23 protein-coding genes and 1 riboswitch are annotated in these 23,635 nt (G+C 69.8%); of the genes, 8 read left to right on the plus strand and 15 right to left on the minus strand.

The window, feature by feature from the left end; translation table 11 throughout:
* Positions 1–192: 192 nt before the first annotated feature.
* Positions 193–1,470 (minus strand): S1C family serine protease, encoded by a 1,278-nt coding sequence (locus tag AC07O4_RS22230; protein WP_495305692.1) that lies wholly within the window; start codon positions 1,468–1,470, stop codon positions 193–195.
* Positions 1,467–2,069, minus strand: a complete 603-nt coding sequence (locus tag AC07O4_RS22235) for a hypothetical protein (protein ID WP_495305693.1) — start codon at positions 2,067–2,069, stop codon at positions 1,467–1,469. The genes AC07O4_RS22230 and AC07O4_RS22235 overlap by 4 nt, the downstream gene beginning before the upstream one ends.
* A 162-nt stretch (positions 2,070–2,231) precedes the next feature.
* On the opposite strand from AC07O4_RS22235, the gene AC07O4_RS22240 reads away from it, so the two are divergent.
* Positions 2,232–3,191: a 23S rRNA (adenine(2030)-N(6))-methyltransferase RlmJ gene (locus AC07O4_RS22240; protein ID WP_495305694.1), complete on the plus strand. Its 960-nt coding sequence runs from the start codon at positions 2,232–2,234 to the stop codon at positions 3,189–3,191.
* Positions 3,192–3,201: 10 nt separating this feature from the next.
* On the opposite strand, the gene AC07O4_RS22245 is transcribed toward AC07O4_RS22240, so the two are convergent.
* The 4 genes from AC07O4_RS22245 to ahcY are packed head-to-tail and all read right to left on the minus strand — an operon-like array spanning position 3,202 to position 7,004.
* Positions 3,202–3,840, minus strand: a complete 639-nt coding sequence (locus AC07O4_RS22245) for a septal ring lytic transglycosylase RlpA family protein (RefSeq protein ID WP_495305695.1) — start codon at positions 3,838–3,840, stop codon at positions 3,202–3,204.
* A gap of 53 nt (positions 3,841–3,893) precedes the next feature.
* Positions 3,894–4,718 carry a methylenetetrahydrofolate reductase [NAD(P)H] gene (metF, locus tag AC07O4_RS22250; protein ID WP_495305696.1) on the minus strand — a complete coding sequence of 275 codons (825 nt, stop codon included), beginning with the start codon at positions 4,716–4,718 and terminating at the stop codon, positions 3,894–3,896.
* 10 nt (positions 4,719–4,728) lie between these two features.
* Positions 4,729–5,559, minus strand: a complete 831-nt coding sequence (locus AC07O4_RS22255; RefSeq protein WP_495305697.1) for a TlyA family RNA methyltransferase — start codon at positions 5,557–5,559, stop codon at positions 4,729–4,731.
* A 5-nt stretch (positions 5,560–5,564) separates the two neighbouring features.
* On the minus strand, positions 5,565–7,004 hold the full coding sequence (ahcY, locus tag AC07O4_RS22260; protein WP_070062885.1) for an adenosylhomocysteinase: 1,440 nt from the start codon (positions 7,002–7,004) through the stop codon (positions 5,565–5,567).
* A 65-nt stretch (positions 7,005–7,069) separates the two neighbouring features.
* Positions 7,070–7,138, minus strand: a riboswitch (S-adenosyl-L-homocysteine riboswitch).
* Between the two features lie 251 nt (positions 7,139–7,389).
* On the opposite strand from ahcY, the gene phaP reads away from it, so the two are divergent.
* The 6 genes from phaP (at position 7,390) to AC07O4_RS22290 (ending at position 12,711) form a co-directional block, all read left to right on the plus strand.
* Positions 7,390–7,887, plus strand: coding sequence for a TIGR01841 family phasin (gene phaP / locus AC07O4_RS22265; RefSeq protein ID WP_062482351.1), 498 nt, complete (start codon positions 7,390–7,392; stop codon positions 7,885–7,887).
* Positions 7,888–7,909: 22 nt separating this feature from the next.
* Complete coding sequence (locus AC07O4_RS22270) at positions 7,910–8,839, plus strand: alpha/beta fold hydrolase (RefSeq protein ID WP_492737625.1); 930 nt, start codon at positions 7,910–7,912, stop codon at positions 8,837–8,839.
* A 44-nt stretch (positions 8,840–8,883) separates the two neighbouring features.
* Complete coding sequence (locus tag AC07O4_RS22275; protein ID WP_495305698.1) at positions 8,884–9,327, plus strand: hypothetical protein; 444 nt, start codon at positions 8,884–8,886, stop codon at positions 9,325–9,327.
* Positions 9,324–10,397, plus strand: coding sequence for an alpha/beta fold hydrolase (locus AC07O4_RS22280; protein ID WP_062482906.1), 1,074 nt, complete (start codon positions 9,324–9,326; stop codon positions 10,395–10,397). The genes AC07O4_RS22275 and AC07O4_RS22280 overlap by 4 nt, the downstream gene beginning before the upstream one ends.
* Positions 10,398–10,422: 25 nt before the next feature.
* Positions 10,423–11,016 carry a GNAT family N-acetyltransferase gene (locus AC07O4_RS22285; RefSeq protein ID WP_139706027.1) on the plus strand — a complete coding sequence of 198 codons (594 nt, stop codon included), beginning with the start codon at positions 10,423–10,425 and terminating at the stop codon, positions 11,014–11,016.
* A gap of 66 nt (positions 11,017–11,082) precedes the next feature.
* Positions 11,083–12,711: a peptide chain release factor 3 gene (locus AC07O4_RS22290; protein ID WP_062482912.1), complete on the plus strand. Its 1,629-nt coding sequence runs from the start codon at positions 11,083–11,085 to the stop codon at positions 12,709–12,711.
* Here AC07O4_RS22290 and AC07O4_RS22295 read toward each other — a convergent pair whose 3' ends face one another.
* The 5 genes from AC07O4_RS22295 to AC07O4_RS22315 all read right to left on the minus strand — a co-directional run bounded on the left by AC07O4_RS22295 (position 12,712) and on the right by AC07O4_RS22315 (position 17,859).
* On the minus strand, positions 12,712–13,515 hold the full coding sequence (locus AC07O4_RS22295) for an ABC transporter permease (protein WP_495305699.1): 804 nt from the start codon (positions 13,513–13,515) through the stop codon (positions 12,712–12,714). It lies immediately after the preceding gene.
* Between the two features lie 184 nt (positions 13,516–13,699).
* Complete coding sequence (locus tag AC07O4_RS22300) at positions 13,700–14,740, minus strand: DNA methyltransferase (RefSeq protein WP_495305700.1); 1,041 nt, start codon at positions 14,738–14,740, stop codon at positions 13,700–13,702.
* Positions 14,737–15,927, minus strand: coding sequence for a hypothetical protein (locus AC07O4_RS22305; protein ID WP_495305701.1), 1,191 nt, complete (start codon positions 15,925–15,927; stop codon positions 14,737–14,739). Before AC07O4_RS22305 ends, AC07O4_RS22300 begins: the two co-directional genes overlap by 4 nt.
* 85 nt (positions 15,928–16,012) lie before the next feature.
* Positions 16,013–16,855: an ABC transporter permease gene (locus tag AC07O4_RS22310; protein ID WP_495305702.1), complete on the minus strand. Its 843-nt coding sequence runs from the start codon at positions 16,853–16,855 to the stop codon at positions 16,013–16,015.
* Positions 16,856–16,863: 8 nt separating this feature from the next.
* Positions 16,864–17,859, minus strand: a complete 996-nt coding sequence (locus AC07O4_RS22315) for an ABC transporter ATP-binding protein (RefSeq protein WP_492679890.1) — start codon at positions 17,857–17,859, stop codon at positions 16,864–16,866.
* 95 nt (positions 17,860–17,954) lie between these two features.
* Here AC07O4_RS22315 and AC07O4_RS22320 point away from each other — a divergent pair, with 95 nt between their 5' ends.
* The gene (locus AC07O4_RS22320; RefSeq protein WP_495305703.1) at positions 17,955–18,779 is read left to right on the plus strand and encodes an HAD-IIB family hydrolase; all 825 of its coding nucleotides are present in this window, start codon (positions 17,955–17,957) and stop codon (positions 18,777–18,779) included.
* A 137-nt stretch (positions 18,780–18,916) separates the two neighbouring features.
* Here the strand turns inward: AC07O4_RS22320 and AC07O4_RS22325 are convergent, their stop codons facing one another.
* From AC07O4_RS22325 to ocd, 4 genes are all read right to left on the minus strand, one after another.
* Positions 18,917–20,113 (minus strand): porin, encoded by a 1,197-nt coding sequence (locus tag AC07O4_RS22325; RefSeq protein ID WP_095947929.1) that lies wholly within the window; start codon positions 20,111–20,113, stop codon positions 18,917–18,919.
* Between the two features lie 226 nt (positions 20,114–20,339).
* Positions 20,340–21,308 carry a Bug family tripartite tricarboxylate transporter substrate binding protein gene (locus AC07O4_RS22330; protein ID WP_062477370.1) on the minus strand — a complete coding sequence of 323 codons (969 nt, stop codon included), beginning with the start codon at positions 21,306–21,308 and terminating at the stop codon, positions 20,340–20,342.
* 105 nt (positions 21,309–21,413) lie between these two features.
* Entirely contained in the window at positions 21,414–22,460 is a 1,047-nt protein-coding gene (locus AC07O4_RS22335) for a histone deacetylase family protein (RefSeq protein WP_495305704.1), read from the minus strand.
* A 34-nt stretch (positions 22,461–22,494) separates the two neighbouring features.
* Entirely contained in the window at positions 22,495–23,544 is a 1,050-nt protein-coding gene (gene ocd, locus AC07O4_RS22340; protein WP_492686431.1) for an ornithine cyclodeaminase, read from the minus strand.
* Positions 23,545–23,635 lie beyond the last annotated feature (91 nt).

Here is a 23,635-nt window from a genome sequence, read left to right on the forward strand (position 1 = left end):
GAAAGAGGGTTTGGCGAGCCCTTTTCCACGGTCGGCGTTCCTCTGATGGGAATCTCTTAGGTGGGTTTTCACGCCTTCCGCCCAATGAAAGGGTGGCTGGCATGCCTTCGCCGCGGGGCTACAAAAACGCTGCGAAGCCCGCGATTATATGAAGAAATGGCCAAACGGCCAATTTCCGGGCTTCCGGGGGCCTCAGCGCTGGATGCGGACCAGCTCCAGGCTCTCGTTGGCCCCCGAGGAGACCCCGCGCTGGTATTCGCCCTCGAAACGGACGACCCGGCCCAGCTCGGGGCTGTACCAGGCGGCGCCCCGAAAGCGCGTGCTGGCGCCGGTCAGCGGCAAGCTGGTGGTGCTGGAGGCGAAGATCCAGCCCTCGTAGCCGATGCGCATCACGTTCAACTCCACCCCGTCCACACGCATCGTCTGCTCGCCGCCCACCGAGGCGGTGAGTTCATGCCGCAGCCGGTCGCCGGTGGTCGTCACGTAGTCGAGCTGCCAGCGCATGCCGGGCTGGATGTCGTCCTTGCGCAATGCCCAGCCGCCCGGCGGCGACGCGGTGTCGAACAGGCCGCCGGCCGGCGACGTGATGGAGACCACCTGCCCGTTGGTCTTCTCGATCCGGCTGCCGGCATTGAACGACACCTCGTCGCCGCTGACCCGGTCCACCCGGTAGATCACCGGCGCCCGGTTGCCCGTCAGCCGGTCCGTGCGCACGTACTCGAGCGCGTCGCCGGCGCGCAGCGGCTCGGTCAGCGGGATGCCCGCCCCACCGGCGTCGGCCACCCGTCGGGCGGCAGCGCCCGCAGGCTCCCGGGCCCGCGCCGCCAGTTGCGCCTGGGCGCGGGCCGGCAGTTCCGCCAGGAACTCGGCCGGCATCGCGAAATTCAGGTTGCCGCCGTCGCGGGCAGAGAAGGTGGTGATGCCCAGCAGGCGGCCGTCGCTGTCGAACAGCCCGCCGCCGCTCGACCCGGGGGCGATGGCGGCCGTGGTCTGCAGCAGCCGCGCCTCGCCGTCGCCACCGCGCAGGCCCGACAACAGGCCTTCGCTGAGCGTGTTTTCCAGCCCGCGCGGGTTGCCGATGGCGTACACGCGCTGCCCCACCCGCGCACCGCCGGCGGGCGCCAGGGTCACCGGGGTTGCCGTGAAGTTGGCGACCTTGATCTGGCACAGGTCGCGCCCCGGGTCCGGGTATTCGAGCGTGGCGCCGTAGGTGACGTTGTCGCGCTTGACCACGAAATTGCTGGCCTTGGCGAGCACGTGGCAGTTGGTGACGAGCCGGCCGGGCGCGATCACCACGGCGCTGCCGGCGCGCAGCGGGCGTTCCTGCGCGTCGAAGGTGCGCACGGCCCAGACGCTGCCCGTCAGCTTGGCGAACAGGGCATCGGGTTCCAGCGCGGCGGCGGGGCCGGCGGCCAACAGGGCGCCCGCGGCGCACAGCCACGGCGCGGCGTTCTTCCAGATCGGCTTCACGGCTTGGCGGGCAGCAGGCCGCGCAGGTCGTCCATCGAGACGCGGGCGTCGGGCGCGGCGGGCGGCGCCGCAGGTGCGGGGCGCACCGGAGCGGGCGGTGCAACCGCCACGGGAGGCGGCGGTGGCGCGACCACGGCCGGCGCGGGCGCAGGCACAGGCGCTGCTGCGGCCGTCTTCGGCGCCGGTGCGGCCGCCATCTCGGTCGTGCCGATCTTCATGCCGACGGTCGCCTCGTCGCCGGTCTGCGCGCTGCGGTCGAAGCTGCGCACCTCGCCGAAGATCAGCTGGATCCAGCTCGGATAGTTGAAGCCCGCGCCGGTGCCGGTGTCGATCGCCACGCCGACCAGGCCGCCGATCATCACGTTGCCGACCAGGCCCACGTTGACGCGCGAAATCGCCTGGCCCCGGGCCGGCGGCAGGCCGGACTGGGTGCATTCGATGTTCAGGTTCTCGCCCGAGCGCCGCACCGGCAGGGTCAGGCCGGAGCGCACCACCGCATCATTGCGGTCGTTGGAGACCCGGCAGCGGGCGCCGTCGACCACCTTGCCCTCGGGCGAGAGGGTCTCGACCTTCACGTTCTGCGTGGTGCCGTGGGTCACGGAGGCGCAGCCCGTCAAAATAGACAAAACACCCGCGCCGACGCACAGGCCCCAAAATCGCCATCCGGCTCCTCGCATTGCTGCCCCTCGTTGTGTTTTGTAAATCAATGTAGCGCCGCGCGAGTCTAGCGCTCCCCTTTCCACTTTTTCAGGCCTCATTCCATGTTCAGTTACCGCCACGCGTTCCATGCCGGCAACCACGCCGACGTGCTCAAGCACACGGTCCTGATTGCCACCCTCGACCACCTGCTTGAAAAAGACGCCGCGCTGACCGTCGTCGACACCCACGCCGGCGCCGGCCTGTACCGGCTCGACGGCGACTACGCCGGCACCAGCGGCGAAGCGGCCGACGGCGTGCTGCGCTTCTTCGCCGCGCCGGAGAAGGCCCCCGACACGCCCGCCCCGGCCGCCAAGTCGACGGGCAAGAAGCCCGCAGCCCCCGCCGAGGACAAGCCGGTCGCCGAAGCCATCGCCCGCTACCTGAGCGTGATCCACGACTTCAACCCCAAGGGCGGCGCCCGCGTCTACCCCGGCTCGCCGTTCATCGTGCAGCACCTGCTGCGCGACCACGACAAGCTCAAGCTGTTCGAGCTGCACCCGACCGATGCCCGCACGCTGGACGCCAACATCGCCCAGCTCGAGGCCGGCCGCCGCATCGCCGTGCTGCGCGACGACGGCTTCGGCAGCGCCACCAAGTTCCTGCCACCGCCCTCGCGCCGCGCGCTGGTGCTGATGGACCCGAGCTACGAGATGAAGACCGACTACGGCCGCGTGCTCGACTTCGCAGCCGAGGCGCTCAAGCGCTTCGCCACCGGCACCTACGCCGTCTGGTACCCGATCATTCCGCGCCCCGAGGCGCACGACCTGCCGCGCCGCCTGAAGACGATGGCGACCAAGGCCGGCAAGCCGTGGCTGCACGCCACGCTGACGGTCAAGTCGAGCAAGATCACGAAGGACGCCGCCTCGGGCGAAACGCAGCGCCCGGGCCTGCCGGCCAGCGGGATGTTCCTGATCAACCCGCCCTACACGCTGAAGGCGCAACTGGCCGAGGCGCTGCCCCAGCTGGCCGAGCGCCTGGCCCAGGACCGCAACGCCGCCTACTCGCTCGAGAGCGGCGGCTGAGGCCGGCCGCTCAGCGGCGCTTGCGCGGCGGCACGATCACCCGCTTGCGCGCGGGTGCCGGCGCGCGCACGCGCGACGTCGGCGCCTCGGGCAACAGTGCGGGCGGCAGATCTTCCGCCGCCACGGCCTGGCCGCCGCAGCGCATGCCCTCGCGGTCGATGACCGACAGCGCCACCTGCTTGATGCCCATGCTCGTGAGACCGATGCGGTCGGCCGCGGCGCGGCTCAGGTCGATGATGCGGCCCGGCGTGAAGGGCCCGCGGTCGTTGACGCGCACCAGCACCTCGCTGCCGTTGACCAGGCTGCGCACGCACACGCGGGTGTTGAAGGGCAGCGTCTTGTGGGCCGCCGTCATGGCGCCCATGTCGAAGCGCTCGCCGTTGGCGGTCTTGCGCTGGTGGAACTGGATGCCGTACCACGAGGCCCCGCCGCGCTCGAAGATCTCGCGCGGTTCATCGCCGGGCACGCCGTCGTCCAGCGATTCGCCGGTGCCCGACACCGCGAGGTCGTAGCGCACCGACGGCACGGCCGAGCGCGGCGCGGCGCCGGGCGGCACGGCCAGGCCGCGTCCCAGCGGCTGCAGCCGCTTGCCGGACGCCGCCGGCGCGGCGGCGGTGTCCGCGTCTTTCTCCTGCGTGGCAGGCGGCATGGTGCATCCTGCGAGCACGCAGGAGACCGCGACGGCGACCGCGCGCAGCCCTCTCAATCCAGGCGCTCCAGAATGGCCAGCGTGGCCGCCGACTGGTTCATCGTGTAGAAGTGGATCGCGGGTGCGCCACCTTCTTGCAGGCGCGCGCACAGGTCGGTCACCACGTCCAGGCCGAAGGCCTTGATCGAAGCCGTGTCGTCGCCGAAGCCCTGCAGCCGCAGGCGGATCCAGCGCGGAATCTCGGCGCCGCAGGCGTCCGAGAAACGCATGAGCTGCGTCGAGCTCGTGATGGGCATGATGCCCGGCACGATCGGCGTGTCGAGCCCCAGCTTGCGCGCGTCGTCGACGAAGCGGAAGTAGGCCTCGGGGCTGAAGAAATACTGCGTGATGGCCGAGTCGGCGCCCGCCTTCACCTTGGTCGCGAAGGCCTGCAGGTCGGCTTCGGGCGAGCGCGCCTGCGGATGCACTTCGGGGTAGCAGGCCACCTCGATGTGGAAGTCGCGGCCGGTCTCCTCGCGGATGAAGGCGACGAGGTCGCTCGCGTACTGGAACTCGCCGCCGATGCCGTAGCCGCTGGGCAGGTCGCCGCGCAGCGCGACGAGGCGCTTCACGCCCATGGCCTTCAGCTCGGCCAGCTGCTCGCGCACGGTGGCGCGCGTGGCGCCGATGCACGAGAAGTGGCTGGCGGCGTCCACGCCCTCGGCCAGGATCTCCTGCACCGCACCGAAGGTGCCCTGGTGCGTGGAGCCGCCCGCGCCGTAGGTGACGGAGCAGAACTGCGGCTTGCGCGCATACAGCTGCTGGCGCACGGCGCGCAGCTTGACCGCGCCTTCGGGCGTCTTGGTCGGGAAGAATTCGAAACTCAGCGGAAGGCGCACCTGCGTCTCCTTAGGAACCGTCGCCGGCCTTGGCAGCACGAACGGCGTGAATGAAAAACTCGCGGTTGCCGTCGCCCCCAGCGATCGGGCTGTCGAACCAGCGCAGCACCTTCAGCTCGAGCGCCGCGCAGGCGTCGTGCAGGCGCTTCTCGACCACAGCGTACATCGCCTCGTCGCGCACGATGCCGCCCTTGCCGACCTGGCCGGGCTGCAGTTCGAACTGCGGCTTGACCAGCATCAGCAACTGGCCGTCGTCGGCCAGGAACTGCACCACGGCCGGCAGCACCAGCGTGAGCGAGATGAAGGACAGGTCGCCGACGATGAGGTCGAAGCGCGGTTCAGGCGGGGCTTCGACAGCTTCGACCGCCTCGCCAGCTTCTGCGTCTTCTTCATCGTCCACCTGCAGGTCAGCCGGCGACAGCGCCCGCGCATTGACGCCTTCGATGGCGACCACGCGTTCGTCCTCGCGCATGCGCGCATGCAGCTGCCCGTGACCGACGTCGACGCCCACCACCTTGGCGGCGCCGTGCTGCAGCAGGCAGTCGGTGAAGCCGCCGGTCGACTGGCCGACGTCCAGGCAGAGCTTGCCGGTCGGGTCCACGCCGCTGGTCTTCAGCGCGCCTTCGAGCTTGAGGCCGCCACGCGACACGTAGCGCGCCTCGGCGGCGTCGGCGAGCTCGAGCTCGGCCGACTCGGGCACTTCGTCCTTGTTCTTGGCGACGTTGCGCCACGCGTCGCTCGTGCCCGCGTCACGCCAGCGCATGCCGCCGGCGATGAGCCGGACCGCTTGCGAACGCGACGCGGCCAGGCCGCGCTCTACCAACAGTTGATCGGCGCGCACGCGGATCAGTAGCGGTAGGTGTCCGGCTTGTAAGGGCCGTTCTTGTCCACGCCGATGTAGGCGGCCTGGGAGTCGGTCAGCTCGGTGAGCATGGCGCCGACCTTCTTCAGGTGCAGGCGCGCGACCTTCTCGTCCAGGTGCTTGGGCAGCACGTAGACCTTGCCGGCCTGGTAGGCGTCGGGCTTGGTGAACAGCTCGATCTGGGCGATGGTCTGGTTGGCGAACGACGACGACATCACGAAGCTCGGGTGGCCCGTGCCGCAGCCCAGGTTCACGAGGCGGCCCTTGGCCAGCAGGATGATCTTCTTGCCGTCCGGGAAGGTGATGTGGTCGACCTGGGGCTTGATCTCTTCCCATTCGTACTTCTCGATCGACGCGACGTCGATCTCGTTGTCGAAGTGGCCGATGTTGCAGACGATGGCCTGGTCCTTCATGGCAGCCATGTGCTCGTGGCGGATCACGTCGCGGTTGCCGGTGGTGGTCACGAAGATGTCGGCCTTGTCGGCGGCGTACTCCATGGTCACGACCTTGTAGCCTTCCATGGCAGCCTGCAGGGCGTTGATGGGGTCGATTTCAGTCACCCACACTTGCGCCGACAGCGCGCGCAGGGCCTGGGCCGAGCCCTTGCCCACGTCGCCGTAGCCGGCCACGCAAGCCACCTTGCCGGCGATCATCACGTCGGTCGCGCGCTTGATGCCGTCGACCAGCGATTCGCGGCAGCCGTAGAGGTTGTCGAACTTGCTCTTGGTGACCGAGTCGTTCACGTTGATGGCGCGGAACAGCAGCGTGCCCTTGGCGCTCATCTCGTTCAGGCGGTGCACGCCGGTGGTGGTCTCTTCGGTCACGCCGATGATCTCGGCCGACTTGCGGGTGTACCAGGTGTCGTCCACGGCCAGCTTGGCCTTGATGGCGGCGTACAGAATGCGTTCTTCTTCGCTGGTCGGGTTGGCGAGCACGCCCAGGTCTTTTTCAGCGCGCTGGCCCAGGTGCATGAGCAGCGTGGCGTCGCCGCCGTCGTCCAGGATCATGTTCGGGCCTTCGCCCTTCGAGCCCTTGGGACCGAAGTCGAAGATGGCGTGGGTGTAGTCCCAGTAGTCCTTCAGCGACTCGCCCTTGATGGCGAACACCGGCGTGCCGGCGGCGGCGATGGCGGCGGCGGCGTGGTCCTGCGTCGAGAAGATGTTGCACGAGGCCCAGCGCACTTCGGCGCCCAGGGCTTGCAGCGTCTCGATCAGCACGGCCGTCTGGATGGTCATGTGCAGCGAGCCCGTGATGCGCGCGCCCTTCAGGGCCTGGCCCTTCGAGAACTCTTCACGGATGGCCATCAGGCCGGGCATCTCGGTTTCGGCGATCTTGATTTCCTTGCGGCCCCAGGCGGCAAGGGACAGGTCGGCAATCGCCTGGTCGGCGGTCGAGACGGGGGTGGGCTTGAGTACAGCGCTCATGTGAACTCCAAAACTGGTTTGAAAGATGCCACTGCGTACGGGGAAGAAAGACTCACCGCGAGAACAGCGGGTGAGCGTGGTTGCGATGTGGTCCGAGCCTCACGCCTGACGGCGCTGCAACGCTCCTCGGAGCGCCGGATTGTAGTCGCGGCCGCCCGGCCCGCCAATCGACCGGGGCATCCCACATCACGGAAAGCGTGGACACCCGCCAGCCCGGGCCGGGCGGCGCGGGCCACCCCGGGAAACTCCGCAGGCAAATCCGCGCTTGGAGCGCCCTGAGCTGCGCCGGCCCGGCGTATCGTGGCGGCGGGCCCCGGCCGCCCGGCCGCTGCCTGCATCCACCCGTTCGATTGTTTTCATCACCCGACACAGGAGATTCCGCACCATGGCCACTGCCAAGAAAGCCGCCGCGAAGAAAACCACCGCCAGCAGCGCCGGCGCGAAGCAGGCGGCGCCGTCCGCCGCGGACATGCTCGATCCGATGAAGAACCTCAAGGGCATGGCCGAGCGCCTGCAGAACCTGAACCTGACCGGCGGCGCCGGCAAGCTGCTCGACAGCGGCCGCAAGGACCTGCAGGCGCTGATGCAGGCCAACGAGAAGTCCTACCAGGGCCTGCAGACCGTGGTGCAGCGACAGACCGAGATGATCAAGACGGCCATCGCCGAATGGCAGACCGCCGCCAAGGCGATGCCGGGCAAGGACCCGAAGGAAAACCTGGCCAAGCTCGACGAGCTGGGCCGCCAGTCGTTCCAGCGCGCCGTCGACGACATCAAGGAGCTGGCCACCCTGGCCGCCAAGTCGCAGGCCGACGCCTTCGACGTGGTGCGCCAGCGCATCCAGGCCAACGTGGACGAGGTCACGAAGCTGCTGCAGCGCAAGTAACAAGAAGCAAAGAAAGGCCCGCATGACCGCCGTCGCGCCCCGCACCGAAAGGCGCACCCGCGCCAACGGCATCGAACTGGCCTGGGACAGCTTCGGCGACCCCGAGGCGCCGCCGCTGTTGCTGGTCATGGGCCTCGGCGCCCAGATGGTCGCCTGGGACGACGCGTTCTGCGCCGCCCTGGCGCAGGCCGGCGGCCACCACGTGATCCGCTTCGACAACCGCGACATCGGCCACTCCACCCACCTGCCGCACGCCGGCGTGCCCGACATTCAGGCGCTGATGCTGCAGGCCATGGCCGGGCGCCCGCTGCAGGTGCCCTACACGCTGCGCGACATGGCTGACGACTGCGCCGGCCTGCTCGACGCGCTGGGCATCGCGCGCGCCCACGTCGTGGGCGCGTCGATGGGCGGCGCCATCGGGCAGGAGATGGCCATCCATCACCCGGGGCGGATGCGCTCGCTCACCAGCATCATGTCGAGCACCGGCGACCCGGCCCTGCCGCCGCCCACGCCCGAGGCGCTGGCGGTGCTGTTCGCGCCCGCGCCGACGAGCTTCGAGGCCTACCTGCCGCACCACGCCAAGCTGTGGCGCGTGCTGCGCGGCCCCGACGCCTTTCCGCTCGACGAGGCGCGCGACGCCGGGCGCGCGCAACTGGCCTTCCTGCGCGGCCTCAACCCGGGCGGCGTGGCGCGGCAGCTGGCGGCCGTGTTCGCGTCGGGCAACCGCAAGCCGGCGCTGCGCGCGGTGCAGGTGCCTACGCTGGTGATCCACGGCGATGTCGATCCGCTGGTGCCCGTAGCCTGCGGCATCGACGTGGCCGAGGCCATTCCCGGCGCGACGCTGCTGCGCATTCCGCGCATGGGCCATGCGCTGCCGATCGCAATGTGGCCGCAGATCATCGAGGCCATCGCCGCGCACACCGCACGGGCGGCGCGGCGCGACGATCACTGAAGAAAAAACAGACACGACAACGAACCCAGGCGGAGGTGTTTTTCATGAACCAGTTTCCGTCCCTCGATCCCATGGCCCTGTGGCGCGAGCTCACGGCCCAGTGGGAAAAAAGCACCAACGAATTCGCCAACGAAGCCATGGCCTCGGACCCGTTCCGCCAGGGCATGCACGGCGGCATGAACGCCTCGCTTACCGCGCAGAAGGCGGTGGGCGACCTGATGGCGCGCTACCTCACGCTGCTGAACCTGCCCACGCGCGCCGACCTGCAGGCGCTGGGCGAGCAGCTGCACCGCATCGACGACCACCTGGCGGGCATCCGCCGCGCGCTGGAAGGCGGGGCCGGACCCGCCGCGCGGACCGCCGATGCGGCCACTGCGCCGCCCCGGCCACGTCGCACCAAGCAGCCGCCCGCAGCGGCGGCCGCGCCCGCACCGGCCGCCAAGACCGCCGCCCCCAAGAAACGCCCCGCCGGAAAGCGCCGCCCATGAGCGCGCCGCCCGACACCTTCCAGCTGCCCGACATCCGAGGCGAGATCGAGCGCACGATCCAGCGCAACATCAAGGGGCTGGACTTCCTGACCTCGACCGCGCCCGCCGTCGGCCTCACGCCCAAGGACGAGATCCACCGGCGCGGCACGCTGAGCCTGTACCACTACCGCCCGATGGTCGACGAGATCTACCGCGTGCCGGTGCTCATGGTGATGGCCACCACCAACCGCGCCTACATCTTCGACCTCGCGCCGGGCCAGAGCATGGTCGAGTACCTGCTGCTCAAGGGCTACGACGTCTACGTGATGGACTGGAACGCGCCGCGCCCCGACGAGAAGCGCCTGCGCATCGAGGACTACGTGCTCGACTTCATTCCCGATTCGATCCGCCGCGTGCAGGAAGACTCGGGCGAGGACGACGTGACCATCGCCGGCTACTGCATGGGCGGCGTGCTCTCCACGCTGTATGCGGCGCTGCACCCCGGCGGGCCGATGAAGAACCTGGCGCTCTTCACCACGCCGATCGACTTCAGCCGCATGAAGCTCTTTCATGCGTGGTCCGACCGGCGCTACTTCGACGTCGACCGCCTCATCGACACCGTGGGCAACGTGCCGCCCGAGATGCTGTTCGCCTCCTTCGACATGCTGCGCCCCGCCGGGCGCGGCGCCGGGCTGGTGCAGCTGTGGGACAACATGGCCAACGACGAGTTCGTCAAGTCGTACCGCATGTTCGACCGCTGGGGCGCCGAGATGCTGCCGCTGGCCGGCGAGTACTTCCGCCAGACCGTGAAGGAACTCATGTGGGACAACAAGCTGCACAAGGGCGAGCTGGTGCTCGGCGGGCGCCCCGTGCTGCTGAAGAACATCACCGTGCCGGTGCTGCACGCGCTGGCGCAGCACGACCACATCGTGCCCTACGAGGCGGGCCAGCCGCTGATCGCCGGCATCGGCTCCACCGACAAGGAAGAGGTGGTGCTCAAGGGCGGCCACGTGAGCCTGGCGGCCGGCACCAACGCCGTGCGGCGGCTGTGGCCCAAGCTCGACGAGTGGCTGGGCGTGCGCTCCACCTGACGAACACAACCATCCCCCTACGCTCATGACCGCATCTTCTTCCCGCACCTACCCGCGCACCGTTTCCCACGCGGACGGCGACATCGCCCTGCGCCTGATGACCGGCGCCGACGCCCCCGCCGTGCTGGCCTTCGCGCAGGCGCTGCCGGCGCACGACCTGCTCTTTCTGCCGCGCGACATCACCGAGCCCAAGGTGATGGCCGCCTGGGTCCGCGCCATCGAGCGCGGCGACATCGACAGCGTGCTCGCCGTGCGCGACGGCGCCGTGCTGGGCTGCGCCGCCGTCATCCGCGACCCGCATTCGTGGTCGGGCCACGTGGCCGAACTGCGCGTGCTGGTGTCGCCCGCGCTGCGCGGCGGCGGCCTGGGCCAGCAGCTGGCGCAGGAGGGCTGCGCGCTGGCCTTCGCCCACGGGCAGGAAAAGATCGTCGCCCAGATGACCGTCGACCAGCGCGGCGCCATCGCCGTCTTCCAGGCCCTGGGCTTCCGGCCCGAGGCCCTGCTGACCCGCCACGTGAAGGACCGCGAGGGCAAGGCGCACGACCTCGTGGTGCTGAGCCAGGACGCGGCGCAGGTCGAGGCGCAGATGCGGGCGTACGGGGTGACGGAGGCGTTTTAGGCCTACAGCCCAGGGTTGGCGGGGCGGCCTCCTAAAATCGGGGGATTCCCCTGCAGATTGCCCACCTTGTCTTTTCTCGCCGAAACCCGCCGCCGTCGCACCTTCGCGATCATTTCCCACCCTGACGCCGGCAAGACCACGCTGACCGAAAAATTGCTGCTGTTCTCGGGCGCGATCCAGATCGCCGGCTCGGTGAAGGCCCGCAAGGCCTCGCGCCACGCCACCTCCGACTGGATGGAAATCGAGAAGCAGCGCGGCATCTCGGTGGCCTCGTCGGTGATGCAGATGGTGTACCGCGAGCACGTGATCAACCTGCTCGACACGCCCGGCCACAAGGACTTCTCGGAAGACACCTACCGCGTGCTCACCGCCGTCGACTCGGCGCTGATGGTGATCGACGCCGCCAACGGCGTGGAAGCGCAGACGCGCCGGCTGATCGAGGTCTGCCGCCAGCGCGACACGCCCATCATCACCTTCGTCAACAAGATGGACCGGGAAGTGCGCGAGCCGCTGGACATCCTGGACGAGGTGGAGCGCGAACTCGGCATGCCCTGCGTGCCCATGACCTGGCCCGTGGGCCAGGGCAAGAGCTTCCGCGGCATCATGAACCTGCGCACGCAGGCGATGACGGTGTTCGAGTCGGGCAGCGAGCGGCTGCCGCACGACTTCGAGACCATCCCGCTGAGCGAGCGCGACACGCTCGTCAAGCGCTTCGGCGCCGACTTCGAGCACGCCATGGAAAGCATGGAACTGGCCACCGGCGCCTCCCCCACCTGGGACCGCGAGGCCTTCCTGGCCGGCAAGCAGACGCCGGTGTTCTTCGGCTCGGGCGTGAACAACTTCGGCGTGATGGAAGTGCTCGACGCGCTGGTCGACCTGGCGCCCTCGCCGCAGTCGCGCACCAGCACCACGCTGGTCAACCGCCAGCCGGTGGTGAAAGAGATCCAGCCCGAGGACAAGGACTTCGCGGGCGTGGTCTTCAAGGTGCAGGCCAACATGGACGCCAACCACCGCGACCGCATCGCCTTCGTGCGCATGGCCTCGGGCAAGTACACGCCGGGCATGAAGCTGAAGGTGCAGCGCACCGCGAAGGAGCTGCGCCCCACCAGCGTCGTGACCTTCATGAGCCAGCGCCGCGAGGCGGTGGAAGAGGCCTATGCCGGCGACATCGTGGGCTTCACCACGCACGGCGGCGTGCAACTGGGCGACACCATCACCGACGGCGCGAACCTGCAGTTCACCGGACTGCCCTTCTTCGCGCCCGAGCTGTTCATGACCGTGATTTTGAAGAACCCGCTGCGCACCAAGCAGCTGCAGCAGGGCCTGGCCCAGCTCGGCGAGGAAGGCGCGATCCAGGTGTTCCGCCCCGAGGTCGGCGGCCCGATGCTGCTGGGCGCCGTCGGCCAGCTGCAGTTCGAAGTGGTGCAGCACCGCCTGAAGGCCGAGTACGACGCCGACGTGCGCCTCGAAGGCTGCCAGTACACGGGCGCGCGCTGGATCACGGCCGACACCCCGGCCGAGCTGCGCGAGTTCGTCCACGCCTACCCGGTGCGCATGGCCAAGGACGCGGCCGACACGCTGGCCTTCCTGTGCACCTCGCCGTACGACGTGCGGCTGGCGCAGGAACGTTTTCCGAAGATCCACTTCCATCCGCTGCGCGAGCACGCGGGCCTGGCGCTGCAGAGCGCCGGCTGATCAACTGCCCGACGAGGCGTAGTGGCGCAGCCCGAGGCGCCACGCACCGAACGCCGCCGCGAGGAACACGAAGCCCGCGAGCGGCGACACCCACCCCACCCAGGCCGGCGCGCCCAGCGGGTCGGGCTTGCCCAGGATCGCCAGCACCGGGTAGTACGCCACGCAGGCCAGCGGCACGATGAAGGTCAGCACGCGGCGGAACCACTGCGCATACAGCGCCAGCGGGTACTGCGCCGCCTGCACGCCGCCGTAGGTGAGCACGTTGGCGATCTCCAGGCTTTCGACGGTCCAGAACGACAGCGTGCCCTGCAGCACGAGGATGCCGAGGAACAGCGCGATGCCACCGGCCAGGGCGAACATGGCGATTGCCACGGCGCTGGGGGTCCATGCAATGTCGGCCTGCACGGTCGCGAAGGCCAGCACGAGCAGGCCCTGCAGCAGCCGGCCGAGGCGGCTGATGCGCACGTCGTGGCCCATGAGCTGCAGTGCGAGCGGGCGCGGACGCAGCAGCAATCGGTCGAAGGTGCCGGTGCGCAGGAACTCGGTGCCCAGCACGTCGAAGCCACGGCCCAGCGCATCGGCAAGGGCGAACATGCAGTTCACGAGGCCATAGAACAGCGCGACCTCGCCGATGCCCCAGCCCTGCACCTCGCCGAAGCGATGGAACAGCGCCCAAACGGCGACGACCTCGATGCCTGTGCCCAGGAACTGGCCGAGGGTCAGCAGCAACGCGGACGCGGGGTACCTGGCCTGGCCGCTGATGGAAGCGGCCATGAGACGGAAGAACAGGGGAAGTGCGCCCATCTTCAATGGCCCTCGCCGCTGTTCAGGGCACGTGCACAGGCCACCGGGTACTTCCCTCCGCGAATGTCCCCCGGGCTTCGCCCTCCTCCTTGATTTCGCTGCGGGAAGCACCCGCTGTCCTGCGCACACCGAGCGCGGTCGTGGTGCGGGTCGATCCACCGTTGTGCGGATTGCGTCATGCCACTCATTGCTCGTAGCAGATGTCGAGCCGGATCAATGCGCCGCGGGCATCGATGCGGTCGGCTCGGAAGTAGAAGCGGTCGCGGTAGCTGTCGAGGTGAAGGGGCGCGGTGACCGGGTCGCCCCAGCTCGTCACCGAGAAGCCCTGCCCTTGCAGCCATCGCAGCAGGGCGTCCAGGCGCTGCGGGTCGGCGTCGACGCGGATATCGGCGTCTGCGGGCGGCGGGCCCTGTGGGTCCTGCTGCCAGCGCGCGAAGCTGCCGAACAGCGTGAAGACGTGTCCTGCGGCGCGCATGGCATCGAGCAGCGCGGCCGTGGCCGGCAGGTCGATGCGCTCGCGCTGCTTGCGAAAAACCAGCGCGTGTTCGTGGCGCCGGTCGGTGCGGGCATCGGTGTCGCTGTCTTCCGCGTCGTGCGGATAGACCAGCACGCGCTCCTCCTCCATCGTGAAGAGCGAACCCAGGATGCGCGCGAAATCGAAGGCCAGCGGCAGCACGCGATCGCCGATCCGGAGGTTCTCCACCATCGCGATGCAGGCACCGCCCTCGCGCAATCCGGCGCGGACGCGGTGGAAGACGTTGCGCAGGCCATCGAGGTGCTGCGCGTAGCTCGGGCTGTCGTAAAGCTGGGAGGTTGCCTGCGCACCGGTCCAGCGGCAACCGAAGTAGGGCACGTTCGTCAGGCACAGGTCGAAGGGCGGGAGCGCGGCGTCTTCGAGCGCATCGCACGAGGCGTGCAGGAGCGTCGTGCCGTGGGCGAGGCCGTGGCGCGCCAGCCGCTCGCGGATGAGGTCGATGCGGCCTGCATCGACTTCGCAGCCCAAGGCCTGGCGCTGCTCGAGGCGTGCCGCGAGCAGCGTCGTGCCGAAGCCGGCGAACGGATCGAACACCGTGTCGCCCGGTTGCGAGAACCGGCGCACGAAGGGCAGCATCTGCTCGAGCCATCCGCAATCGCGCCCGCCCATCGGGTCGCGCGCGCGCAGGTCGTCCGGCAGCCGGTAGCGCGGCGATTCATGGTCGAGCATCAGCCAGCTGTGACTGCTCATGGGCAGGCCTTCGCGGTGCGCGTGTCGAGCAGCACGTCGTGCCCCGGCTCCCAGCCGGCGCAGAGCTGTCCGTCGGCAAAGTAGACGAGCTTGTAGACATCGCCGGTCGCGTGGCGCGCGTGCATGGCACCGTAGTCGGCGCTTTCGAAGACGACCGTCAGGCCGTTGTCGGTGCGCAGACGCAGGTTCCAGAAGTAGTAGCCCTCGGTGAGGCTTTCGAGGGTCCACCCGCGCGAGATGTCGGGAGCGTCGAGGCAGGCCGTCAGCAGCGCGTCCATCGAGACCCGCTGCGTGCGCAGATAGCGCGCGGTGGCGTTGTCGCGATAGCCGTCGTCGAGCCGCGAGAACTCCCGGAAGACGACGGTCCCGGCACCGCACTGCCGTGCCCACGCGAGGTACGCGGCCACGTCGGTCGGCTGCGCGACGCCGCCGCGCTGGAGGATGCACACGAGCCGCAGCGCCACCGCATCGGCGAGCTGGCGCGCGGTGCGTTCGAACACGGCGGGGTCGCCGATGGCCACCTCGGGCCGGAACCGCATGATGGCCTGGTTGATCGCGCCATCGTGGTGGTGGCGGGACAGCTCCAGCCAGCTCATTCCGAAGCGTTGCAGCGCGCGCCGCAGCACCTCGCCCTGCGGCCCGGCAAAGCCTGCGCCGTTGGTGTAGAGCACACGGTCCTCGACCACCGGGCCTTCGCTTTCGCCCGCGGCCAGCGTGTGCAGCAGCCGAAGCATCCAGTCGGCGTCGTCGCTCGTTTCCAGGCCCGAGAGCGACCACGACAGCGGCACGCCGCGCAAGGCGCGCAGCGCGCGGGACAGGCCGTCGAAGTAGTCCGGCGTCGGACGCAGCCGGGACGCCGAGGTTCCGCCGTCGGTCTTGCGCAGGTTTTCCGAGCAGAAGCCGCAACGTGCCGAACAAGGCTTCACGGACGCGTACGGCGTGAACGTGAGGGGCAGCGCAAGGCGCCGCGCGACGCCGCCGATCGTGTGCGTGTGCCAGCGCGCGGCCTCGTTCGAAGGCGGCGTGCGAAGGGTCACCCCGCGCACGGAGCGGCGAAGGCGTTCGAAGAGCGGGGAACTCGCGCTGCGCGGCAGATCGGCCACGGCGATCTGGTCGATCGCGCAGGTGACGGTCCGCACGGCGGGGGGCGTCGGCGCATCGGCTTCAACGGGAATGACGGGGCGCATGGCAGGGGCGGGGTTGTCGCACCCGCCACCATACGACGGCGCTGCCTCCGAGGACGGGAGTGGCTCCCTGCGCGCGTCCGTCACCCTAGCCACCTTGCACCTGCAGACTGCGCATCGTGCGCCCCATCGCCACCCGCCCGAACGCGACCAGCGCGACGATCCAGAAGCACTGCAGCCCCAGCGCGCCCAGCGCATGCGCGCCGCTCAGCTGCCCGAAGTACAGCCGCGCCGGAATATCGAACAGCCCCGCCAGCGGCTGCACCAGCAGCGCGGTCTGCCAGGCGTCGGGCAGCAGCGCCAGCGGCAGCAGGTTGCCCGAGAACACGATGACCACGGGCGTCGCCACCGCCTGGATGCCGCGCTCGTTGAGCGCCGCCGTGGTCGCCACGTTGAGCAGCATCACCATCGCGGTCGAGAGCAAGAGGCCCAGCACCACCGACAGCAGGAACGCCGCGCCAGCCATCGCGCTCGCAGGCAGTTGCCAGGCCCAGTCGCCCAGCCCCACCAGCGGCAATGCGACCGCCGCGAAGGCCGCCATCAGCGCCACGCGCGGCAGCAGGCGCGCCGCGATCCAGCCTGCGGTGCGCGCGAACCACAGCGCGTAGGCGTCCACCGGGCGCAGCCGGTCGTAGGCGACGGCGCCGGTGCGCGCGGCCTGCGCCACTTCGGGGTCACCGAGCCAGGGCATCAGCACCAGCAGGCCCTGCGCGAGCCAGGTGTAGGTGATGGCCTGGGCCAGCGACATCGACGAGGCCGCGCCCGCGATGGCGCTGCCGCTGTAGAACGCGGCGAACACCATCACCTTGATGCCGCCCCACCAGCACTGCGTGGCAAAGCCCGCGAGCGCCGCGGTGCGGTACTGCAGCATCTGCAGGAAGCGCGAGACGAACGCCGCGACATACGGCCGGGCGAGGTCGCGCGGGCCCATGGCCGGCCTCACGCCTCGGCCGCTCCGTGCATGGCGTAGAAGCGCGCGATCACGGCTTCGATCGCGAGGCCTTCGAGGCGGATGTCTTCCACGGCGTGCGCGCCGGCGATGCGCGCGATGAGCGCGGGCGCGGGGGTCTGCTTGGGGTCGAAGTCGAGCACCAGCGTCTGGCCGTCGCGCGAATGCACGGTGGCGCCGTCGACGTGCGCGGGCGGCGTGGCATCTTGCGCGAAGTCGACCACCAGCCGGCGCTCGGCCATCACCTGCGCGCGCAGCGCCTCGACCGGGCTGTCGGCCAGCACGCGGCCGTGGCCGATGACGATCACGCGCTGGGCCAGGGCCTCGATGTCGTGCATGTCGTGCGTGGTCAGCAGCACGGTGGTGCCGCGCTCGCGGTTGGCGCGGCGCACGAAGTCGCGCACGGCGAGCTTGGAGGGCGCGTCGAGGCCGATGGTCGGCTCGTCGAGGAACAGGATGTCGGGCTCGTGCAGCAGCGCCGCCGCAATCTCGGCGCGCATGCGCTGGCCCAGCGAGAGCTGGCGCACCGGCTGGTCGAGCACGCGCTCCAGGTGCAGCAGCGCGACCAGCTCGTCGCGTGTGCGGCGGTAGCGCTGCGGGTCGACGCGGTAGATGTCGCGCAGCAGGTCGAAGCCGTCGCCCACGGGCAGGTCCCACCACAGCTGCGTGCGCTGGCCGAAGACCACGCCGATGCGCGCCACGTGCCGTTCGCGGTCGGCAAAGGGGTCGCGCCCATCGACTTCCACGCGCCCGCCGTCGGGCCGCAGGATGCCCGAGAGGATCTTGATGGTGGTCGACTTGCCCGCGCCGTTCGGCCCGATGAAGCCCAGCAGCTCGCCGCGCTCCAGCGCGAACGACACGCCCGACAGCGCCTCCACCGTGCGGTGGCGGCGCTGCAGCAGGCCGCGCAACGCACCGCGCAGGCCGGGGTCGCGCTCGGACACCCGGTAGGTCTTGCGCAGGTTGTCGACGAGGATGTGAGGCATGGTGGAAGGTGCCGCGCCGGCCCGAAAGCGCGGCGGGGGCGGGATGCTACACGAAAGCGCCGGTACGATCACGGGCCTCTTCGAGAATCCTGTCCATGTCTTCGCCTCCCCTGCCCGCCTCGCCCCACCACCTGTTGCCGCTCACGCGCTGGCCCGCCGACGCGCGCGCGGCGCTGGTCGGCGTGTTCACCGACATCGACGACACGCTCACCACCGACGGCGCGATCACGCCCGACGCGCTGAAGGCGCTGGCCGACCTGAAGGCCGCCGGCCTGGCGGTGGTTGCCATCACCGGCCGGCCCGTGGGCTGGAGCCTGCCTTTCGTGAACAGCTGGCCGGTCGATGCCATCGTGGCCGAGAACGGCGCGGTGGCGCTGCGCCCAGCGACGGGCGGCGGTGTCGAGAAGCGCTACCAGCAGGACGCCGCCACGCGCGCCACCAACTTCGCGCGCATGCAAGCCGTGCTGGCGCGCATCGAGCGCGAGATTCCGGGCGCCGGCCGCGCCACCGACTCGCCGGGGCGCGAGACCGACATCGCCATCGACCACAGCGAGTTCGTGACGCTGAGCGACGACACCATCGCGCGCGTCGTCGCGCTGATGCGCGGCGAAGGCATGCACGCCACCGTGAGCAGCATCCACATCAACGGCTGGTACGGCGACAACGACAAGCTCGAAGGCGCGCGCTGGATCGTGCGCGAGCTGTGGGGCCGCACGCTCGACGACGAGATGGACCGCTGGGCCTACGTGGGCGACTCCACCAACGACCAGCTGATGTTCCGCAGCTTCGCGCACAGCATCGGCGTGGCGAACGTCGCGCGCTTCGTGCCGCAGTTGGAGCACCTGCCGCGCTACGTGACGCAGGGCGAGCGCGGCGCGGGGTTTGCGCAGGCCGCGCACGCGGTGCTGTCGGCGCGCTGAGCCGCGTCCTCCAGGACGTCGCCGCCGGCCGCGCACGAAAAAAAGGCCCGCGCAGGGCGGGCCGAATGGACCGGTTGAACGACCCTTGGAGAAACTTGCAGTGGTGAGGGTCGCGCGATGCGCGACCCTTCAGGACATCAGAACGTGTGGCGGATGCCGAACTCGTAGCCCATCGAGCTCTTGGCCTGCAGCGCGGTGCGGTTGAACGTGGTGGCGTACGACGGGCCTGCACCCACCGTGAGCCCCGCGCCGTTCTTGTTGCTGACGCGCGCGACCGTGCCGTACAGCGCGGTGCGCTTGGACAGGTTGTGCACGTAGCCCAGCGCGAGCTTGTTGGCCTTCGGGTCGGCGTTGTTCACGCCGAAGACCGGCACGCGGTTGAAGTCGTACTTGACCTGCGAATACGACGCGCGGATCACGCCCGGGCCGATCGGCACGGTCACGCCCAGCAGGTAGCCGGTGAGGTCCACGTCCTGGCCGGGCGTGAAGATGTTCAGCGCGTTGCGCTCGTCCTTCGAACGCGAGATCTCGCCGAACAGCTTGGCCACGCCGAAGTCGTAGGTCGCGCCGAGGTTGAAGGTCTTGACCTTGCCCGGGCGTGCCACGGCGGCGGCGCCGCTGCCGGTCGTGAAGCTGGTGTCGTTCTGCGCGTAGCTGGCGGCGATGTCGAACGGACCCGTCGTGTAGCCCAGGCGACCGCCGATGTGGCGGCCGGTGTTGGTGCTGGCGGCGGTGTCGGGCGACAGGCGCGTCTGCTCGGCCAGGCCGTAGGCCACGTTGCCGTAGAAGCCGCCCAGGCGCGGCAGGAAGTACTGCACCATGTTGCTGGCGCGCTTGTAGGTGCCGTTGCTGCCGTAGCCGCTGCCCGGCACGCTGGCTTCGTTGGCGTCGATGATCAGCGAGCCGCCGATGCCGGTGTCGCCGAACGGGTCGAACTGTTCTTCGTTCATCACCGTCGCGGTCTTGTCGCGGCCCAGGCGCAGTTCGCCGAAGCTGCCTGCCAGGCTCACGGTCGAACGGCGGGTGAAGTTCGACACGCCGGTGGCGCCGTCGTCATTGGTGATCGGGGCTTCGAGCCAGAAGCTGGCCGACAGGCCGCCGCCCAGGTCTTCCACGCCGCGAAAGCCGAGGCGGCTCGAGCTCAGGCCCGAGTTCGCCAGCTCGGTGCGGCTGGCCTTCACGCTGTAGGCGGGGCCGAAGGGGGTGGTCGAAACGCTCTTGTTCGCTACGTTGCGGTAGGCGGCATCGACCACGCCGAACAGGGTCACGGTCGATTGCGCCGACGCGGCGCCGCAGGCTGCGATGGCAGCCAGAACAAGCAGGGATTTTTTCATTGGTGTCACTCCAGGAGGGGGATGCCGCTGCGCCGAGACCGGGCGCGACTTTGGGACGTCCGGGCCTTGTTGCCGCGAGACTGGGTCCGAGTTTTCCTGCGCTGGAAGACAAAGGGATTACATAGGGTTAACGCCTAGATTACGGAGGGATATAGGGGGTGAGTTCAGGACAACGGTCACGGATCGGGGTAGGCGCCGCGCACGCCTCCCCTTTTCCGGCGGGCGCTTACTTCTCCTTCGCCAACCCCAGCTTGTCGATGATCACCTTCTCGCGCACCACCGTGTCCTGCGCGAACTTGGTGTACGTGGCCGAGCTCATGTAGTTGGGCAGCATGTCGTAGCGGCCGAGCGAGGCCACATAGCTGGGTTCTTCCATCGCCTGCTTGAAGGCGTCGTGCAGCTTCTTCACGACCTCGGGCGGGGTGCCCTTGGGCGCGCCGATGCCGAAGGGCGAGTTCTGCACCACGTCGTAGCCCAGCTCCTTCAGCGTGGGCGCGTCGGGGAACTTGGCCAGGCGCTTCTCGCCCCAGGTGTTGAGCACGCGCAGCTTGCCGGCCTCGACCTGCGGCGCGAAGCCGGTGCTGTCGGCTGCCGCCATGAGCTGGCCGCTGACCACGGCCAGCATCAGGTCGGCGCTGCCCTTGTAGGGCACGTGCTGCAGCTGGATGCCGGCCTTCTGCGCCACGATCTCGGTCGTGAGGTGCGGGCTGGTCAGGTTGCCGGTCGAGCCGTAGGTGAGCTTGCCGGGGTTGGCCTTGGCGTAGGCGACAAAGTCGGCCCAGGTCTTGAAGGGGCTGTCGGCCGGCACGACGATGCCGAAGGCATAGCCGGTGACGTTCAGCACGTAGCTGATGTCCTTGAGCGGGTCCCAGTTGATCTTGGTGGTGTAGCCCAGGCGGAACACACCCAGCGGAATCTGCGCGACGGTGTAGCCGTCGGGCTGCGCGGTCTGCAGCGCCTGCGCGGGCAGCGTACCGCCGGCGCCGGGCTTGTTGTCGATGATCACGGGCTGGCCCAGGATCTTGCTGGCGTTGTCGGCCAGCTGGCGCATGGTGATGTCGGTCGGGCCGCCCGCGGGAAAGGCGATCACGAGCTTGATGGGCTTCGCGGGAAAGGCCTGTGCAAGCACCGCCAGCGGCGCGGCGAGGCCGCAGGCGGCCAGCGTGGCGGCACGGAGAAGGGAACGGCGAAACATGACGGAAGGCTCCTGAAGCGTGGATCGAGCCGCGCATTGGGCCCTGCCCCGCCCGGTGCAGCAATCGGGGCTCACCCGACTGCTGTCGCCGAAGCAACTCCGCCTTCAGCCCGCGGCTTGCGCGAAGCCTTCGAGAACGTTGACCGCGTTCACACCCACCTCGGCCACCGCATAGCCGCCCTCGAACACGAACACCGTCGGCAGGCCGGCGCGCGCGAGGTCTTCGCCCATGCGCAGGTAGTCGTCGCTCTTCAGCTTGAAGCCTGAGATCGGATCGCCCTCGAAGGTGTCGACGCCCAGCGAGACCACGAGCGCGCCGGCCTTGACCTTCGCGATGCCGTCGAGCGCCGTCTTGAGCGCCGTGCGCCAGGCCGTGAAGTCGGTGCCGCGCGGCAGCGGCAGGTTGTGGTTGAAGCCCTCGCCCACGCCTGCGCCGCGCTCGTCGGCGTGGCCCAGGTAGTACGGGTAGTCGGTCAGCGGGTCGCCGTGCAGGCTGGCGAAGTGCACGTCGCTGCGTTCGTAGAAGATGGCCTGCGTGCCGTTGCCGTGGTGATAGTCGACATCGAGCACGGCCACGCGCTCGACGCCCGCATCGCGCAGCGCCTGCGCGGCGACGGCAGCGTTGTTGACGAAGCAGTAGCCGCCGAAGAAGTCGGCGCCCGCATGGTGGCCGGGCGGGCGCGTGAGCGCGAAGGCGCTGCGCTGGCCGCCGACGACGCGCCGCGCCGCCGTCCACGCACAGGCCGCGCCATGGCGCGCAGCGGCCCAGCTGCCCGCCGTCAGCGGCGTGCCGGCGTCGAACGCAAAGAGCCCCAGGCGCGCGGGAAAGCTCTTTGGCAACACATCGGTGCGCATGCCGCGCGTGGGCCAGTACGAGGGCAGCGCGTCGCGCGTGGCATTGGCGGCATCGAGCGCCACCCACTCGTCCCAGGCATGGGCGATGAAGTCGAGGTAGCGCGGCGCATGCACCTTCGCCAGCAGCGCGTCGTCGAACGCGTCGGGCGCCTGCAGCGGACCGAGGCCGCGCCGCTCGAGTTCGTGCCACACATGGTCGACGCGGGCGGGCACCTCGAAGCAGGGCACCAGCTCGCCCCGGAACATTTCGACTTGGCCTTGGTGCAGGGCGTGCTGGTCGTTGTAGATGGTGAGCATGAAGCGGCGAAGGGCGTGACGACAGGGCCTGCCATCATGCCGCACGCCGCAGCACCGCCCGGCGCCGCCCCGAGGCGGTGAGGCCGAACAGGTCCTTCGGGTCGTCGAGCTCGGGCACCAGCGCGATCTGCCGGCCCACGCCGCGCTCCAGCGCCAGCTGCTGGATGCAGCGCAGCGCCGTGTAGTCCTCCAGCGCGAAGCCGACCGAGTCGAACACCGTCACCTGCTCCGGCCGCTCGCGGCCGGGCACTTCGCCCAGCAGCACGCGCCACAGCTCGTGCACCGGGAAGTCGGGCGCCAGCTGCTGGATCTCGCCCTCGATGCGGGTCTGCGGTTCGTACTCGACGAACACGCGCGCGCCGCGCAGCACATCGGGGTGCAGCTCGGTCTTGCCGGGTGAATCGCCGCCCACGGCGTTGATGTGCATGCCGGGCTCGATCATGTCGGGCGTGAGCACGGTCGCGTGGCCCTGGTAGGCGGTGATGGTGGTCACGATGTCGGCGCCGCGCACCGCCTCGGCGGTGGAGCCGGCGCGCACGATCTCCATCGGCGTGCAGGCCGCGAGGTGGCGCACCAGCTTGTCGGTGGCGCGCGGGTCGATGTCGAACACGCGCACCTGCTCGATGCCCAGCAGCGCATGGAAGGCCAGCGCCTGGAACTCGCTCTGCGAGCCGTTGCCGATGAGCGCCAGGCTGCGCGCATCGGGCCGCGCCAGCGCCTTGGCGGCCATGGCCGAGGTGGCGGCCGTGCGCAGCGCGGTGGTGAGCGTGAGTTCGGACAGCAGCACGGGGTAGCCCGTGTCGACCTCGGCCAGCACGCCGAAGGCCATGACCGTGGGCAGGCCGACCTGCGTGTTGTGCGGGTGGCCGTTGACGTACTTGAAGGCATAGGCGCCATCGTCGGCCACGGGCATGAGCTCGATCACGCCCAGGTGCGAATGGCTGGCCACGCGCGCCTTCTTGTCGAACTCGCGCCATCGCAGGAAGTCGTCGCGCAGCGCGTCGGCCAGCGTGACGAGGAATTCCGGGACGCCGGTCTCATCCACCAGGCGAACCAGGCTGTGAACATCGATGAAGCGGGTCATGGCGCGGCTCCTTGCGTAGCCCCCGGCACGGCGCTTCATCCGTTCACACGGTCTCCACCATGGCTGATTCAGGATGCGCCTGCGCCAAGGG

Source organism: Variovorax sp. GW821-FHT09D04, from assembly GCF_059416405.1.

Excerpts from the sequence above, each read along its gene's own strand:
- AC07O4_RS22240 (WP_495305694.1), top strand. The coding sequence starts at position 2,232 with ATGTTCAGTTACCGCCACGCGTTCCATGCCGGCAACCACGCCGACGTG.
- AC07O4_RS22245 (WP_495305695.1), bottom strand. The coding sequence starts at position 3,840 with ATGCCGCCTGCCACGCAGGAGAAAGACGCGGACACCGCCGCCGCGCCG.
- ahcY (WP_070062885.1), bottom strand. The coding sequence starts at position 7,004 with ATGAGCGCTGTACTCAAGCCCACCCCCGTCTCGACCGCCGACCAGGCG.
- phaP (WP_062482351.1), top strand. The coding sequence starts at position 7,390 with ATGGCCACTGCCAAGAAAGCCGCCGCGAAGAAAACCACCGCCAGCAGC.
- AC07O4_RS22270 (WP_492737625.1), top strand. The coding sequence starts at position 7,910 with ATGACCGCCGTCGCGCCCCGCACCGAAAGGCGCACCCGCGCCAACGGC.
- AC07O4_RS22275 (WP_495305698.1), top strand. The coding sequence starts at position 8,884 with ATGAACCAGTTTCCGTCCCTCGATCCCATGGCCCTGTGGCGCGAGCTC.
- AC07O4_RS22280 (WP_062482906.1), top strand. The coding sequence starts at position 9,324 with ATGAGCGCGCCGCCCGACACCTTCCAGCTGCCCGACATCCGAGGCGAG.
- AC07O4_RS22285 (WP_139706027.1), top strand. The coding sequence starts at position 10,423 with ATGACCGCATCTTCTTCCCGCACCTACCCGCGCACCGTTTCCCACGCG.
- AC07O4_RS22295 (WP_495305699.1), bottom strand. The coding sequence starts at position 13,515 with ATGGGCGCACTTCCCCTGTTCTTCCGTCTCATGGCCGCTTCCATCAGC.
- AC07O4_RS22300 (WP_495305700.1), bottom strand. The coding sequence starts at position 14,740 with ATGAGCAGTCACAGCTGGCTGATGCTCGACCATGAATCGCCGCGCTAC.
- AC07O4_RS22305 (WP_495305701.1), bottom strand. The coding sequence starts at position 15,927 with ATGCGCCCCGTCATTCCCGTTGAAGCCGATGCGCCGACGCCCCCCGCC.
- AC07O4_RS22310 (WP_495305702.1), bottom strand. The coding sequence starts at position 16,855 with ATGGGCCCGCGCGACCTCGCCCGGCCGTATGTCGCGGCGTTCGTCTCG.
- AC07O4_RS22315 (WP_492679890.1), bottom strand. The coding sequence starts at position 17,859 with ATGCCTCACATCCTCGTCGACAACCTGCGCAAGACCTACCGGGTGTCC.
- AC07O4_RS22320 (WP_495305703.1), top strand. The coding sequence starts at position 17,955 with ATGTCTTCGCCTCCCCTGCCCGCCTCGCCCCACCACCTGTTGCCGCTC.
- AC07O4_RS22325 (WP_095947929.1), bottom strand. The coding sequence starts at position 20,113 with ATGAAAAAATCCCTGCTTGTTCTGGCTGCCATCGCAGCCTGCGGCGCC.
- AC07O4_RS22330 (WP_062477370.1), bottom strand. The coding sequence starts at position 21,308 with ATGTTTCGCCGTTCCCTTCTCCGTGCCGCCACGCTGGCCGCCTGCGGC.
- AC07O4_RS22335 (WP_495305704.1), bottom strand. The coding sequence starts at position 22,460 with ATGCTCACCATCTACAACGACCAGCACGCCCTGCACCAAGGCCAAGTC.
- ocd (WP_492686431.1), bottom strand. The coding sequence starts at position 23,544 with ATGACCCGCTTCATCGATGTTCACAGCCTGGTTCGCCTGGTGGATGAG.